9 protein-coding genes and 1 pseudogene are annotated in these 15,011 nt (G+C 68.5%); 2 read left to right on the plus strand and 8 right to left on the minus strand.

Going from position 1 to position 15,011, the window contains the following annotated elements; all coding sequences use genetic code 11:
• Positions 1-49 precede the first annotated feature (49 nt).
• Positions 50-7,486, minus strand: coding sequence for a DNRLRE domain-containing protein (locus FDM97_RS01075; RefSeq protein ID WP_137988393.1), 7,437 nt, complete (start codon positions 7,484-7,486; stop codon positions 50-52).
• 382 nt (positions 7,487-7,868) lie between these two features.
• A complete protein-coding gene (locus FDM97_RS01080) occupies positions 7,869-8,303 on the minus strand; it encodes a transketolase C-terminal domain-containing protein (protein WP_254705450.1) in 435 nt (144 codons plus the stop codon).
• Positions 8,304-8,529: 226 nt separating this feature from the next.
• Between FDM97_RS01080 and FDM97_RS01085 the strand changes: the two are divergent.
• Positions 8,530-8,991, plus strand: a pseudogene (locus FDM97_RS01085) (tyrosine-type recombinase/integrase); the annotation flags it as partial.
• Between the two features lie 78 nt (positions 8,992-9,069).
• Here the strand turns inward: FDM97_RS01085 and FDM97_RS01090 are convergent.
• The 3 genes from FDM97_RS01090 to FDM97_RS01100 form a co-directional block, all read right to left on the minus strand.
• Positions 9,070-10,098, minus strand: a complete 1,029-nt coding sequence (locus tag FDM97_RS01090; protein ID WP_137988395.1) for a hypothetical protein — start codon at positions 10,096-10,098, stop codon at positions 9,070-9,072.
• Between the two features lie 561 nt (positions 10,099-10,659).
• On the minus strand, positions 10,660-11,331 hold the full coding sequence (locus tag FDM97_RS01095; protein WP_137988396.1) for a nucleotidyl transferase AbiEii/AbiGii toxin family protein: 672 nt from the start codon (positions 11,329-11,331) through the stop codon (positions 10,660-10,662).
• A complete protein-coding gene (locus tag FDM97_RS01100) occupies positions 11,328-11,675 on the minus strand; it encodes a transcriptional regulator (RefSeq protein ID WP_137988397.1) in 348 nt (115 codons plus the stop codon). Before FDM97_RS01100 ends, FDM97_RS01095 begins: the two co-directional genes overlap by 4 nt.
• A gap of 903 nt (positions 11,676-12,578) precedes the next feature.
• Between FDM97_RS01100 and FDM97_RS01105 the strand changes: the two genes are divergently transcribed.
• Entirely contained in the window at positions 12,579-13,406 is an 828-nt protein-coding gene (locus FDM97_RS01105) for an alpha/beta fold hydrolase (RefSeq protein WP_137988398.1), read from the plus strand.
• Positions 13,407-14,096: 690 nt separating this feature from the next.
• Here the strand turns inward: FDM97_RS01105 and FDM97_RS01110 are convergent.
• The 3 genes from FDM97_RS01110 to FDM97_RS01120 all read right to left on the minus strand — a co-directional run bounded on the left by FDM97_RS01110 (position 14,097) and on the right by FDM97_RS01120 (position 15,007).
• Positions 14,097-14,369, minus strand: a complete 273-nt coding sequence (locus FDM97_RS01110; protein WP_137988399.1) for a hypothetical protein — start codon at positions 14,367-14,369, stop codon at positions 14,097-14,099.
• 38 nt (positions 14,370-14,407) lie between these two features.
• The gene (locus FDM97_RS01115; protein ID WP_137988400.1) at positions 14,408-14,674 is read right to left on the minus strand and encodes a hypothetical protein; all 267 of its coding nucleotides are present in this window, start codon (positions 14,672-14,674) and stop codon (positions 14,408-14,410) included.
• 105 nt (positions 14,675-14,779) lie between these two features.
• Entirely contained in the window at positions 14,780-15,007 is a 228-nt protein-coding gene (locus FDM97_RS01120) for a hypothetical protein (protein ID WP_137988401.1), read from the minus strand.
• Positions 15,008-15,011 lie beyond the last annotated feature (4 nt).

The raw sequence follows: 15,011 nt of genomic DNA on the forward strand, positions 1-15,011 counted from the left end.
ACCCGGTGGGTCGGCCGGACTGGCCGACCCACCGGGAGTACCTACTTGCCTACCTTCTCCTTCTGATCGCGTTGGAAAGCGCCCGGAGCTTGTCCCGCTGCAGGAGTGAGCAGCGAGAGCAGTGCGGGAGGAGGAGCGTCTTCAGCTTCCCTCCCCAGCGCTTGTTGATGGAGACGGCGGGCCAGTGGTCCGGAATGAACCGCTTCAGGCCCCCGCCCGGCGTCTTGGCCCCGCACCGGTGGCATCCGTGGGCGCGGCCCAGGTTGTCGATCTTGGTGCGTACGTCCTTGGTGAAGCTGCGCGACATTCCCTTGGGCCACCGGACGCCGTACCGGGCGAAGGGGCCTGGAGAGACAATGCCTCCGTTGGGCCGGCCCTGAACGCGCACGATAGGGCATTCGCTGGCGTTGTGGACGACCTCGTCGGCGGTGCCGTCGTTGACGACGAAGGTGTGAACGTTCCCGACGTTCAGGTTGAAGACGGATTGGTCCTCGGCCTCGCCTAGGTCGACGACGCGGCGGACTACATGGTCAGCCCCGGACGGGTTCAGGAGTCGGTCGCCGACCCGGACCTGCTGGGCGGGCGTCCATCCCTTCCCGACGACCCAGAACGGGTGCTCGGAGGTGGCGACGAGGCCGCCGTTCGTGGGATCGGTGTCCGTGTCGATCCCGATCAGGTGCTTGAGACCGAATCCGGAGATGACGTCCAGCACCGGCTGCGCGGTGCTGACCCCCGTGACGGGATCGGTCGACAGCACCAGATCACCGATGCGGACCGCGCTGATCGGCAGATAGCTGCCGTCGGCCATCAGGACCGGTGTGTCCGGAGCGAAGGAGTTGCACCGTGAGCGCCTGAAGACCGAACGGGCTCGTGAGGCCACGCGGTTGACGCGGCCGGCCTTGCGCAAAGAACGCGCTGCCTTGAAGCCCCTGACCGCGAGGCGGCCGGCGGAGCCGAAGGCGACGCCGACGCTCATCTCGGCAGCCTTGCGCCAGTTGCCGGTGGCGGCGTAGGAGATGGCTCCGACGGCGGACGCGACGTTGCCGATGGGGCCTGGGATGTAGGAGGCCACTTCCGCTACGCGGGCGACCGCCTTGAACATCTTCTTGAAGCTGAAGCCCCAGTTCCCGTCGAGGTCGTTGCAGTTGACGGGGTCGCCCGCACAGTAGTCGTACGGGTTGGCGTTGCCTCCCGGCTCCGGGTCGACCTGGAGGAAACGGCCGAGCTCGGGGCTGTAGAGGCGGACACCCATGAGGATGACGTTGTCGAGTGCCTCGGAGGAGCGCTGCTTGGCGCCGAGCCAGCCGTAGCGCTGGGTGGCCTGGCCCTGGGCCGGGACGCCGAACTCGTCGAAGGTGAGCACCTTCGGCGTGGTCGTCGCGGGGTCGAGGGTGACGGCCACGTCGCCGTGGAGGTTGGCGAACTGCAACTCCACGTCGCCGGTCGCGGACGTGGTGGCGGTGAGGTCGCCGTCCGGTCCGGAGACGTTGCGGGTCACGGTGCCCTGGGTGGTGTCCTCGATGATCCAGCGGGGCTCGTCGGAGTCATCTCCGTAGTGGTTGAGCTTGCTGGTCGAGTTGGCCCAGGTGCCGTCCGGCTGCTTCACCTCGGTGGTGAAGGCGGTGAAGCGGTGCGCCGGGTCGAGGCTCCAGGACTGTCGCTTGTCACCCACGGTCTGGGAGGCAATGAGGTCGTTGTCCCAGTAGGTGTTGACCGAGCCGGTGCCGGTGGCGGTGGTGCGGCCGAAGGCGTCGTACGTGTAGCCGGCGGTCAGCAGCCGGTCGGCGCTGTCGTACGAGCTGGCGGTGACCGTGCCGCCGGTGGCGGTGCACGAGCCGTCCTCGGCGGCGGCGAAGACCGTCTTCGAGGTGCGGTTCATGCGGCCGGTGATGCTGCGGCCGGCCTCGTCGAAGGCGTAGGCGCGGGTGGTGCAGCCGGCGGTGGTGGTCTGGATCGCCTTGGTCAGGCGGCCGAGCCGGTCGTAGGTGTACTCCTTGCTGTCGGTGGAGTTGGTGTCGGTGGCGACGGCGCCCTGGGTCGTCATGTCCAGGTGCTGGCCGTAGACGACCTCACCGTCAGAGACGCGGGTGTACGTACGGCCGGTGCCACCGCCCGCGGCGTTGAACGTGTCCTTGCGGACGTAGCCGCCCGGGTAGGTCTGCTCGACCAGTCGGCCTTGCGAGTCGTACTTGGCCGTGAAGGTGCCGGCGATGCTGTCGGTCACCGAGGTGACCATGCCGCGCGGTTCCTGCGTGCGGTCGTACGTGTAGGTGGTGGAGCCGGTGTTGTCGCTGACCTTGACCGGCTTGCCGAACCTGTCGAACTCGGTCGTGGTCGTGCCGCCGTCCGCATCCGTGTAGGAGAGAAGACGGTCGAGCGCGTCGAAGACCCGGGTGATGGTCTTGGCCCCGGCCGTGGTCTTGACGGCGTTGCCGGTCACCGGGTCGTACTCGGTGGTGACCTCGGGGAGGTCCTGGCCGAGGTCTCCGGTGATCCGGGTGGAGACGATCCGGTCGGCAGCGTCGTAGACGGTGGTCGACGTGCGGGTCTTGCCCGCGTTGGTCTCGGTGACCTCCTCGACGTCCCCGAAGCGGGAGTAGCGGGTGACCCGCTTGACCGGCAGCGTGTCCGGCATGCGCGTGGTGTCCGCGCCGGTGACCTTGCCGCCGGGGAGCGTGACACACGGGTTGCCCGCCCATTCGGGGCGGTTGCCGCAGGCTGCGTCGTCCGGGTTGGCGTCGGCCGTGTAGAACACGGTCTTGACCGTGCCGGTGTCGGCGCCGTTCGAGCCCGGCCTGCGGGACTCGACCGCGCGGCCCGACGCGTCGTACTTGAGCGTGGCCGTCATGTTGGCCCCGCCGGTCACGGCGTCCGTGGTCACCGAGGTCTCGGTGCGCAGGGTCCAGCCGGAGGTGCCGCCGATCGGGGTGCCGTAGCCGGTCTTGGTGACCCGGACCTCGACGTCGTTGGTGTAGCCCTCGATCTTGGCGCCGTCGAGGGTGGTCGTCTCCAGGTGGTAGGCCGCGCCGTCGGGCTTGCCCTCGTCGTACTTGTGGACGGTGTGCTCGCGGACGAGCACCGACGTGCCTACAGCGAGTGCGGGCATCGGCGGGTCGGCCTGCGCCGGCACCGCCTCGTCCAGCAGTGCCCGATAGACGGGACCCAGCTCTTCGAGGACGTCCTGACCGTCACGGCTGTAGACGGCACGGGAGTCCAGCAACGCGGCCCGAGCGGCGGAGTCGTCCGGCAGGTTGAGTTCGACGGCACGCTCTGCGGCGTCCTCACCGAGACCCAGGGCGAGCAGACGGGCCGAAGCATCGAGCTTCCGGACGGTGTTGCCGAAGCGGTCGTACTCGACGGTGCCGATGTCACCGATGCCGAGGGGGGACCAGGTGGCGGTGTTCACCTCCTGCGCGGACGCGTTCAGGTAGTGGACGAGTGCCTGCTGATAGCCGTCCTTGCCGGGTGTGGTCGACGTGGCGGTGTGGGTGCCGGGGTCCGACGCGTCGTCGAAGACGGCGGTCGCGTCCGTGGGCACGTCCGACTGCCCCCACTTGGCCGCACTGGCCCCGTCGAGGTCGTGGGGCCCGCCCGCGGAGCGGGTCAGGGGCACTTCGTAGACCACCTTCGAGGCGGTCTCGCCCTCGACGACGTCCTTGCTGCCCGGCTGGAGCGCGGGGCGGCGGACCTGGAGCAGACGGCCCGGGTCCTGGTCGGCGCCGGCCTTGCCGTAGTCGAAGTACCAGGGCAGCTCACCGGCGGTGTCGATCTTGGTGAGGCGGTTGCCGCTGTCGTAGGTGTAAGCGGTCTTGAAGATCGAGGTGTCGCCGACCGATCCCTTGCGTGGGTCCCATGCCTCGGCCAGGCGGCCGAGGGAGTCGTAGCGGTAGGTGGCCACGTCGACGGCGGTGACGGCTCCGGCGGCGGGGTCCCAGGACCAGATGCGCACGGCCTTGACGCGGTCGATGACGTCGCCCGGAGTGGTGGCCGTGGCGGTTGTGGCCGTCGCGTAGACGTACTCCAGCACCTCGCAGCCGCGCGCCGGGACAGCGCCGGTGCACTGCCCGATGTCGTCGACACCCGGCTCCACGTCGGCGATGACGCGCTTGACGAGGGTGCGGCCGTCGGCCGTGTCGTACACATAGCGACTGGTGGAAGCGGCATCCGTACCGGAGACGCTGTCGACGACGTACACGTCGGACCCGGTCTGCTTCTTGAAGCGGGTCACCGTGCCGTCGTCGTTGGTCAGCACATACTCGCTCCCGGATGCCGAGAGGATCAGACTCTCGGCTCCAGGCTCGGGGCTGAAGGAGCCGTCTGAGCTCTTGGCGAAGGTGATCGTGGAGTCGTCGTACCCCGTGATGACCGCGACGTCCTTGCCGGGGAACGTCAGCGAGTGCAGTTCGTTGTCCGTCACACCGCCAGTGGCGCCACCGGCCCACTCCGGCCCGAAGGGCGCCACCAGCTCGCGCAGCGAGAGGTGGTCGAAGTACACGGCCTTGCCCGAGTTGGCGGGGAAGCCGTTGTACAGGCGAAGGAACGCCGTGGTGGCATCCGCCGGGACCGTGAAGTCGAGCGACAGCTCGGCCCAGGCGTCCGTGTACGGAACCTTGCGCGAGGTGGGCTCGACGTAGCCGCCCGGCGTGGAGAAGCCCGCGTACAGCCTCAGACCGCGGGCGTGCTGCGGGGACAGACCGGTCGCGGAGGGCACGTAGGCCCAGGCGGAGAACCGGTACGTCTTGCCCGGCTTCATGCCGAGCCGCAGCCCGTTCTGGTCGCCGCCGACTTCGGCGAACGCGTCGCCGTTGGCATTGGTTGTCGGCACGACCTTCAGTGAGTCGGTCGACCCGTCCTGGCCGAGCGTGGTGTCCCGGGTGATCGTCGCCGTGTAGGCGGAGAAGCCGGCCGTGTCGGTGGACACGTGCTGCTGGTTGGCGGTCAGTCGCTCGCCCTGCGGCATCCAGCCCCGGTCCGTGCCCCGGGAGGAGGCGGTACGGGAGGAGGACAGGCCGAACTCGTCGGCGTCCGTGACACTGACCGAGTAGTCGCCGGTCAGCAGGTTGACCGAACCAGGGCCGACCTCGTCAGATGCGGCGCCGTCGGCGTTCGGGTCGACGGTGAAGCCCCGCCACTCGCTGATGTACGCGGGGTCGGTGTCGCTGTTGGTGTAGAGCTGTGCGCGGACCTGGACGACGCCGCCGATCTGGCCGAGGGTCTCCAGGACCGACCAGTTGGCGTGCGGGCCTATCTCCGACAGCGGCGTCTTCGCCGCGGTGACCGGCGTGTTGTCGGACTTGGTGAGGTTGGCCAGCGGGACCGGGTGGATCGTCGCTCCCGGGCCGCGGCGCCACTCATAGCTGATGCGCGTGTACTTGGGCTGAGCGTCGACGGCCAGCTTGACGCGGCGCGCGCTGACCGAGCCTTCGGCCGGCTGCACCATCGCGCCCTGGCCGACCAGGAAGTCGTAGAGCACTGCCGTCGAGACGTTGCCCGCCTCGTCCTTGGTCTGGACGCGCAGGGTGCGGTGACCGTCAGCGGCCGGAGTGAGGGACACCGTCGTGGCCCCGGTGGCGGCCAGGTTCACCGCGGTGGCGCCGTCCAGCGAGTAGACGTACCCAGCCAGGTCGGTGGTGCCAGAGGCCGGAGTGAAGGTGAACGTGCCCGGCGTACCTCCACTACCGTGCCAGGCACCGTCCTGCGGATAGTCCGTGGACGTCACGAACGGGGCGCCTGGCTTGGTGGTGTCGACCGTGAAGGTCTGCCAGGCCGACCAGGTGCCGTTCCAGTCCTGGCCGTCGTAGACCGCCGCCCGCCACTTGTACGAGCCGGGGGCGAGGGCCGTGCCCGGGGTCCAGGTCGCGGTGGCGCCGGAGGCCACGTACACCGATTGGCCGGCCTGCAGAGCCGCCGTCCCGGACGACGTCCAGAGCTCGAACGACAGCCGGACGGTGTTGCTGTCGGCATCGGTCGCCTTCGCGGACAGGGTCGGCGTCGTGTCGTTCGTCGCAGCGCCCGTCAGTGGCGACAGCGGAGTGGCCGCACCCGGCTTGGTGTTGTATGTGACCGACAGGTACGGCGTGCCGGAGGCAGCGTTACCGGAGTTGAACCGCTTCCAGGCGTACTCGTCGGTCTCGTCCGTCGCCCGGATGCCGAGGGTGTTGGTTCCGTTGCCGTTGGCTGCCCAGGCGGCTGCCAGGCTCGTGATGTCCGTGCTCACCCACCCGTCAGCGCAGGACGACGAGTAGCCCTTGGTGGCTGTGGACGTCGACCACTTCTTGTTCCAGCTCGGCTGGGCCGTGTAGCGGGTGCTGGTGGAGGCGGAGCTCGTGTCCCAGACTTCCCAGCTGCGCGCACTGCACGACCAGGAGTGGAAGTTGTACAGGTTCAGGCTGGCGGACTTGATCACCTTGCCGGTGATCTTGGACATCGGGAAGGCGAGGAACGACTTGGCTATCTGGCCGGAGCCGTTGTTGCCCAGCTTCAGCTCGGTCGACGTCGACTGGTCGGTGGTGTAGCCCTGCTGCACGAAGGTGTCGAAGCTCGTGCCGATGTTCACGGCCGGGTCGACGGTCACCGGGAACTTTGTTGCCGGGTCGGCGAGGAAGGCCGCGTCCGGGGTCAGCGTGAGGTCGACCGTGTCGCCGTTCTGGGTGACCTTCAGGCCGACGTCGGCCTTGCGCTCGTGCTCGCCCGAGTTCGGGTCGACTGTCGCGTCCCACATCACCGGCGCGGGCAGGACACCGACGTTCTTGCCGGTCTGGGGGTCGAGGAACGACACCGACCGGTCCGCGTTCGCCTTGACCGTCAGACCGTTGGCCTGAAGCGTCATCGTCACCGAACCGTTGGCGTCGACGGCGCTACGGTCCTTCAGCTCCAGGAACTGCTCGAAGCCCGTACGGGTCGACTCGACGATCATGTCGGTGCCGGGCGCCACACCCGGGTACCGCGCCTCGGTCCCGTGCACGGTCGGGTCGGGCAGGGCGCCGCGCCACGAGAGGGTCATCTCGTGCCCCTCACCGCTGTCGAGCGAGACCAGCGGCACGGCGGGCGTCGTCTTCTCGCCCGGCTCGCCACCCGATGCCTCGATCCGCGCGACATCCGCGGCCGACGACTTGCCGGCCAGCGTCAGGTCGAGCGGGTGGGCAGCCGCATGGACCCCACCTCCCGGCGCCTCGACCAGGCTCGGGTCGACCTTGCGCCAGGTGCCGTTGTCGTCCTGGAACCGGACGGGTCCGGTGTACGACTCCAGCGACATCGAGCCGTCGGGGTTGGCCCAGCTCGTCGTGGCCTCGGTCCGTTCCCCGGTCACCTCGATCCGCCGGTTCTGCAGCCGGGCCATGAGCAGCGCCGACGCGGCGTCCTCAGCCTCGGCGGGGCCCTGCACCTGCGGTTCCTCGACGGGGGCCTTCGGCGGCTCCGCAGCCGCCATCCCTTCCATCAGTCCGAAGGTCATCACCAACGCCGTGGCCAGGGCTATTCGCCTCATCCGGCCAGGCGAAGGCACCGGATGCCGCTCGCTCAGAGCGGACGTCCGTTGTCTCATCCTGTTCGTTCCTCCCCTTACCGATCACCTGTTGGCGATCAGGGGGAACTTATCGAGATCGGACAACGGCCATATCTGGATGACTGCTCATCAAGCTGGCATCTTGTGAGGGAAATATGTTGCAACTGTGTCTCGGCGTTCACGTGCTACGGCTCTGCTTTGGTCAGGAGCCGGTTCCCGCTGGCCAGGGATCTGTTCTGAACTGTCAACACACGGGCGTCGAGCGAGGCGCGGGTTCCGCTCCCCGACGAGTAACCGCCTCTACCGGCCCTTGGGGCACGGCCTTCGCGAGCGGCGGCCAGACAGCTTGGGCAGGGACCGCGGGTCACGGCTCCAGCAGTCGGCGGACGGTGTGCACCATCTCCGGAACGCCGGCGGTGGCCTGCCGTTCGAGTGCCGCGGCGACGGGCTGGACGTCCGCACAGGCCACGTGGTCCATCGGGAGCTGGAGGCGGTGGCGGCTCACCAGTTCGGCGATCACCCGTGGGCCGATCGCCTGACCCTGTGCCGCCGGGTCCACGAAGACGGCCGCTCCCGTACGTGACACCGCACTGACCAGGGTCTTCCAGTCCATGGCCGGGCTGTCCAGGGCCCGCAGGTCGATCACTTCCGCCGAGCAGCCGTGGGCGGCGAGCTCCTCCGCGGCCGCCAGCGTCCACGACAGTCCGGCTCCGTAGCTGAGGAGGCTGACATCGGTGCCGCGCCGGACGAACCGGACTCCCTCCAGGGGCAGCTTCGCGGTGAAATCAGCCTCAGTCACGGAGAACACCTCGTCGTACAAGGACGAGAACTCCACGAGCAGTACCGGGTCCGGACAGTCCAACGCGGAATTGAGAATGCCGAGGTACTCCCGGGGATCGGCGGGGGCGAACACCCGCCAGCCGGGAAACGACGTGAACAAGCCTGCCGGGTTCAGCCCGTGCTGCGGGCCGTAACCGAGCCCGATCGGAACCTTCGCTCGGACGATCACCGGAGCCTGCGTGGTGCCGGAACTGAACACCGGCCACCGCGTCGAGGGCGACACCAAGTCCGCGGCCGGTGTCCGCACCATCCACCTGCCCGCCTTCCTCCACATCGAGGTCAAGCGGCACCTGGACTGGCTCGCGGAGAAGGACCCCGACGGGTTGCTGTTCGTGGGGAAGAGGGGGGCGCCTTTCCGGCGGACCACCTTCGGCCGGAAATGGGCGAAGGCCCGCGCCAAGGTCGGCCTGCCGAAGGACTTCCGCTTCCACGACCTCCGGCACACGGGCCACACCCTCTCCACCCAGTCCGGCGCCACGCTCAAGGACACGATGGTCCGCGTCGGCCAGTCCTCGGAGAAGGCCGCGATGATCTACCAGCACTCCGACGACGAACGTCAGCAGGAGGTCGCTGGGGGTATCGATGCACGGGTCCGGGCCGCCCGTGACAAGTCGAAGGCCCAGCCGAGGCAGGCGCGAGAAGCCTGATGATTCGGGGCCGGGGGCGGAGCGCCTTCCCGGCCCCGAGGGCAGGTTGTCCACGGTCTGCCCGCAAGATGGTGTCGTTCAGCTGGTCTCGGCGGGCAGTTTGGCCACCTCGTGCGTCTGGGGTGTCCCGCCTAGCTCGGTGAGCTTGTCCGAGACTGCCTGGGTCTCGAAGTCCCAGGTGAGCACGCCGACCGCCGCGTGGCCGGCGTCCAGCTCGCCGCTGATCCGGGTCGCGTCCTCGTCGCTCATCTTCAGGCCCTTGTGGAAGAACTGGCCGATGACCCCGCCGCCGGCGGCGCCGCCCAGAAGACCCCCGGCCAGGGACAGCCCGCCGGTGGGGATCGCGGCCACCACGCCCAGGGCGACGCCGATGCCCATACCGTGCTTTCCCGCGCGCCGGCCCAGTTTGTGTTCCTTGACCTTGCCGTTGTCGTCCTTGACGAGTACGCCGATGGCGTCGACCCGCATGTACTCGCTGGCCTTCTCCCAGTTCCTCAGCGTCTCGGCCGCCGCGTCGGCGGCGTCCTCGGTGTCGAAGAACGCGAGCACCAGTTCCTGCTTGTCGCCGCCGACGTCCTCGCGGAGCTTGCGCGGGGTGATCGCCTCGCTCCGGCTCACCCCGTGACGTTCCAGCCAGGCGAAGACCTTCTCGCCGCCGTCGGAGTTCCCGGCCAGCTCGGACTTCATCCAGTCGCGGAGCGCGTTCTCGTGGTCGTAGAGGTCGTCCGCGAGCGTCTTCAGCTCCGGAGAGTCGGTGTGCTTGCCCATGTGCTCGTACAGCTCATCGGCCTCGGCAGTCTCGATGCTCGTGATCTCGGCCAGGTGCTTGAACGAGAGGTGGCGCGCGAACGCTTCACCCTCGCGGCCCAGCTTCTCCGCTTCCTCCAGGGTGATGTGCACGCCCAGGCTGTGGCCCAACGGCTCGCAGTCGTGGATGTTGATCCACTCCATCGTCGCGCACGCCGTGAACACGTCGGCATGCTCGGGAAACCTCTCGGCCGCTGCCTCGAACAGCCCCACCCCGAACAGTTCGCCCTCCCACGACACCTTCAGCAGCGCCTTCTCGCTGCGACCGACGTCGAGTCGCTTCTTCTCCACGAACGTCACGATGAACTCCCTTCCGGCCCGGCCGGCTGCTGCGCGGGCCGGGTCCCGTGCCCGCCGGCGTGCACGGCACTGCCGCGGACGGTGCGATTCCCACCGTAGGCGCGCCCCCCTGCATGCGCTCATCGGCCACATCGGGCCGCGATCGTCACGACTGACTGGCGCGGCGCCATGCGCTTGAGGGCGGGGCTTGCTGTGTGTCCCCCGTACGGCAGATCCCTCCGCGGCGCGGTCGCCGGCCGTCTGCCGAGCGAAGACGCGAATCCATGGCGCCACGTGACGCAGGTCAACCGGACATGTGTCTCTGTGTTCGGTCTGGCGGCCTGCCTGCGCGATGCGCGTGGTGCGGCCGATGGCCTCCGGCCAGGGAATTTATGGGAGTTGGGGCACGCGGAGGGCACGACAGCCCCCAAGAGGTCTAGACAGTGACGAAGGCCCAGGTCGCTGACCTGCGCTCGGCGATACCCGTGGTGACCGCTGTTCACCGCCTCGAAGGGCACGGACGGGGCACGACCGGCTTCCTCGGAGATGCGGCGCTCCCTCCGCGTGTCCGATGCTCGGCGATCAGTCGTCGAGTGGGCTTTCCGCTTCCTGGAGTCTCTCGGCGATGTCATCGGCCCACTCCTGAGCCCACCGGCGGAGCTCGATGGTCTGCTGGTCGTCGAGTCCGTAGGCCGCGAACTCGGTGTCATCGATCCAGTCCGCGCCGGCGAGCCGGGCCTGTAGATCGGAGAGGTCGAAGCTGTCACGGGCGTGGCGGCGGCCGAGCTCTTCGAGCTCGATGTGACTCCAGCGATCCGTTGCCGCTCGGACGTCGATCAGGTCACGCGCCAGGCCCCGGTCCGCCAGCGCGCGAACCTTCGTGCCGACCACGTCCTCCAGGGAAAGCACCAAGCCGTGCTGGGTCTTCACAGGCGGACGCCAGAGTGTTTCCTTGAGGACATCGACCTCGCACTCCTCACCGGTGGAGGTGTCGGTGACGATGAGCCGCGCGGACAGCGGGTCGGTTTCCAACGCGCGTACCCGCCAGCCGCGTTGCTCGAGCCCGGCGCGCACAGCGGCGGTGATCTTCTCCATCGGCTCTGGGTTCTCGGTGGCGACATCGAGGTCCTTGCTGAGCCGGTCGACCAGACCGTGTGCCTGGACGGCGTAGCCACCCGTGAGCACGAGAGGGTAGACATCGCCCACGGCGAGGACATCCGCGAGGAGCCGCCGATGCAGTTCCGTGAGATTCACGCAGCGGCCTGGGCGTCGGGCGTCAGTTCGTTGAAGGCGTCCTCCCAGACATCGCGGATGTCCCGGCTGATCAGTGTGCGCAGGACGGGCCACATGACGACGAGCAGATCCCGGTTCAGGTAACGGACCAGGTCATCGTGCTGCCCTTCGGCCAGCACGATCCGATAGCAGCCCATCCGCAATCGGGGCTGGTCGAGGTCGAACCGAGACAGGCCGGACCACGCGAGGTGCAGTGGAAGGTCGACGTGGCCGTGGGCGGGCCCGCCGAGCTCCGAGAGCTTGGCGGGAAGCCGCCTGGCAAATCTGGTGCGGCGGAGCTCGGAAACACTGGGCGTGGCTGCCATGCCTTGATTATTCCGCAGGAGGGCGAGGCGGGCCGTGTTTCCGGTGCAGGTAACACCCGGCTCAGAGCTTCTACCTGGCCGCAGTGGCGGTAACGCTGCCGTAAGGGCAGGTCAGAGTACTCATGTGACACCTCCGGCAAGACAATGCGATGTTCATGCCCTCCGCGTGCCCCATCTCGCGGGGCTGAAGAGCGTACGAACGGCGAGACCGGCCTGCCAACGACGAAGGCCCTGGTCTCTGACCAGGGCCTTCTCTCAAGAGCGGATGACGGGAATCGAACCCGCGCTATAAGCTTGGGAATCACCCGGCACTTGACCTCTATATGGCATCTGACCTGCGAAAACGTGTGGCAATGACCTCGTCCTGGCTGCTTCGTCCCGCCCCATGGTGACCGCTGTTCACCGCCCCTACTGGCACGTTGTGGCACGGCCCTCCACAGCAGGGGAAGGCACCGCTGCTGCCTTTGGACAGCACGAGCGGCGACCTGGCGGGCAGGGCGCCGAATTCTGTCCCGCACCCGGTACCCGTAGGCGGTCGTGCGTCAGCGCCGACGATCGTGCCGTCGCGAACCGTGTAGGTGCCTTCGGAGATCCTCGTCGAGCCGTCGGCCTGTGCGGCCTCCAGCCGCACGGAGACGGTGTCGCCGGCTGTGCCGACGCCAGGTCCTACCAGCTGCTCCACTCGACGGCGCGCCCGGAGGCCGAGGGCTGATCCGGCTGTGGTCCGCATCGGCCGCCGACCTCGGCCTCGTGGCGTCCGCGCGTGCCCTGGTAGGGCAGTAGGCCATCCGCATCAGTTCATCGGGCCGCCCCGTGGTTCGCGTTGTCGGATCCATCGCGTGCTCGCAAGGTGGCAGACGGGCCGACTCCAGGTCGGCCGGTGAACCTGATGAGGAGAAGGCCATGCCTACGCTGACGACCCGCGACGGCGTCGAGATCTACTACAAGGACTGGGGCACCGGTCGCCCGGTGGTCTTCATCCACGGCTGGCCGCTGAACGCGGACGCCTGGGAGGACCAGATGAAGCTGGTCGCCGACCACGGCTTCCGCAGCATCGCCCACGACCGCCGGGGCCACGGCCGCTCCGAACAGCCCTGGGGCGGCTACGACTTCGACACCTTCGCCGACGACCTGAACGACCTGCTCACGCAGCTCGATCTGCGCGACGTCACGCTGGTCGCCCACTCCATGGGCGGCGGCGAGCTCGCCCGCTACATCGGCCGCCACGGCACCGGCCGGATCGCGAAGGCGCTCCTGCTCTCCTCGATCACTCCCCTGATGATCAAGACCAACGGGAATCCCGACGGCGTGCCGGCCGAGGTGTTCGACGGCATCAGGGCCGGCCTCCTCAAGGAACGCTCGCAGTTCTGGAAGGACCTCGCGCCGGCGTTCTTCGGCGCCAACCGCCCCGACAACACGGTCACCCAGGGCAACCAGGACGCGTACTGGTACATGGCCATGCACCAGAGCATCAAGGCGGGTGTGGACTGCGTGACGGCGTTCGCGGAGACGGACTTCACCGAGGACCTGAAGAAGTTCGACATCCCGACCCTCATCGTGCACGGCGACGACGACCAGATCGTGCCGATCGACACCACCGCCCGCAAGGCCGCCCAGATCATCCCGAACGCCGTCCTCAAGGTCTACGCGGGCGCCGGCCACGGCATCGCCGGGGTCCCGGGCGAGAAGGAGAAGTTGAACCAGGACCTCCTGGACTTCCTGCAAGGCTGATCAGGGTGAAGGGCACGCGGGCCCGAATAGACAACGACGAAGCCCCAGGTCGCTGACCTGGGGCTTTGTAGAAGAGCGGATGACGGGAATCGAACCCGCGCTATAAGCTTGGGAATCACTCGGTGCTCAACCTGGTGTGTGGTGTCTGACCTGCGGAAACGCACCTTGAACCCCTCGTCCCGCCAGGCCCGGCGGACCCTCTGGTGCCCGCTGTTTACCGCTCCTGCTGGCACGTTGTGGCACGTGTCCTGGGTAGCGTGGGGAGAAGTGGGCGAAGCCGAAGCGGACCGGCGTCGAGCGCGGGAGCCGTGCCGGCGGTACTGAACCCACGACCTCTTCGCCCCGAATGAGGTTCGGCCGTCGCGAGCTTCGCCGGACGGTTCGCATTTCACCTGCCACCAGGCGTCGCTGCACTGGAACCCGCACGGCGTGCGCCGGACCGTCGACACCTTTCCCGTGCGTCTTCGTTCACCGGGGCATGCGGCTCAGTTCCTGAGCCCCGATGGCACGGCGCCCGGAGCAGCCCGAAACAACCACGAAGCCCCAGGTCGTCACAACGGCCTCAGCGCATTCACTCCGCCGAGGCCGCCCTTCCGGATCGTCACACGTGAGAGTGCTCGATCCATGTTCGATTTTACGACTGCGGGCCGGGCAGTGCGAGCGGGCCGACGAGCCATCGGGCGGTTCGGCTCAGCCGCGTTCCTCTTCTTCGGCCTCCATGCGGCGGATTCCCTGGTGGGTGAGGGAGACCATCGCGGGTGTGTTGCCCGGTTCCCAGTCGACGGTGATCAGGCCCTCGCCGGCGAGGTAGGTGCAGGCGGCGGCCAGGTCTTCCTCCGGGATGCGCAGGTCGTTCCGTAGCTTCCGCCCCGGGACTCCGAGGAGGCGGTTGCCTTCGGTGGCTTCGTAGAGGGCGGTCAGGACTCGTTCGCGGTAGACCTGTCGCTCGCGGAGTGTCGCCATGATCGAGTCCCTTGGTTCAGGTGAGGGTCCGATGCTTCTCAGACTTCGTCGACGTGGGTGCCGGTGAGGGGGGACGGTCTGCTGGTGGTGAGCCAGGAGTGGGCGGGCTTTGCAGCGGTTTCGGTGTCGACGGTGAGGTGGAGCCGGGTGCCGCCTTCGGGAACGGGGTAGCTGCGCTGTTCCGTCCCGGCGAAGGAGCGGCGGATCACTTCGGCGACCGCGCGGGCGGCTTCGGGGCTGGCCGCGACGATGCGGATTTCGGCGTGTCCGGCCGAGGGCAGGGTCGCTGTGTCGGTGGGGTACAAGGGGCGTGGTCCCTTCAGGGGCGAGCGAGAGGCCGGCGGGTGGGTTGTCCCGGGTGACGGGTGCCCCACCCGCGGCCTTCGGTCGGAGGAGTGGTCTGAGGCTGGTCAGGGCCAGGTGCCCGTGAGCCTGCGGCGGGAGGCTTGCCCTGTCGACGTGTCCTGCCTTGTCGTCGTGTGGAGGCCGTGGCCGGGCGGCCGGGTGATGGCCGGGAAGGGTTCGTCGAAGTGGTGGGCCGCGATGCGTGCGTCGTGCTGGGCGTTGAGCCGGTGGATCAGGCGCATGCCGAGCGCGATCAGCAGGGTGCCTGCCGCGAGCGTGATCAGGGTCTCCATGGCG

The sequence above is a fragment of the Streptomyces vilmorinianum genome (assembly GCF_005517195.1).
In the GTDB taxonomy this organism is placed as follows: domain Bacteria; phylum Actinomycetota; class Actinomycetes; order Streptomycetales; family Streptomycetaceae; genus Streptomyces; species Streptomyces vilmorinianum.